The following is a 618-nucleotide window of genomic DNA, read 5'->3' as shown; positions in this document are numbered from 1 at the left end:
CTTCAGGTAAACGCTGAATAACACGTGGAGCATGGTGTTGGCTCGCGGCGGCAGATGGACAGGGCGGAGTCTATCAGCCGGTTTAATTTTTGGGGGGATGGCGAAAACAAATATCCTCGGAGTAACTGAACAAGTTGTAGTTTGAAGTGGGTGTTTTCGGTTCTTGTTATTAGCAAGTTACATGTTCTGGTTTGTGGTTTTTTATTGTTCTGTTTATTGTTTCTTTCGCGGGTTCAAGAGGAGCTCGTTTTTAATTAATAAGGATCTGATAATGAATATTCATGATGTTGAAGATTGCGCCGTTGCTGAGTGTGTCCACCGCTTGCAGAGTTATGAACTGGACGGCGCGGCTATTCGTCCTCGTGGTCTTTCGCTGCCGGCAATCGAAGAGCCGGGCAAGGGTTCCATCGTCGGTGAAGGCATTCTGTCCTTTACCGGAAACTTGAGTGAACAGAATCGCGAAGATGTGCAACACGCGTTCCTGTTCGCCACGCTGGTCGCCAACAAGAAATATCCGTACGAATATCAGGGCAAGGAATGGTACTACCTGTTTCTGCAAGTGATGACCGATGCTGGCTGGCTGCCAACGAGCAAGTATTACAACGACATGAACATCGG

General features: G+C 47.9%; 1 pseudogene. It reads left to right on the top strand.

Annotated features, from left to right (window positions below):
- Nucleotides 1-271 precede the first annotated feature (271 nt).
- Nucleotides 272-618: pseudogene (locus tag HT737_RS30645) on the top strand (hypothetical protein); the annotation flags it as partial.

The organism is Pseudomonas sp. MD195_PC81_125, from assembly GCF_014060985.1.
Classification (GTDB): domain Bacteria; phylum Pseudomonadota; class Gammaproteobacteria; order Pseudomonadales; family Pseudomonadaceae; genus Aquipseudomonas; species Aquipseudomonas parakoreensis.
Note: the sequence above shows the minus strand (reverse complement) of the source record. Positions and strands in the feature narration are given on the sequence as shown.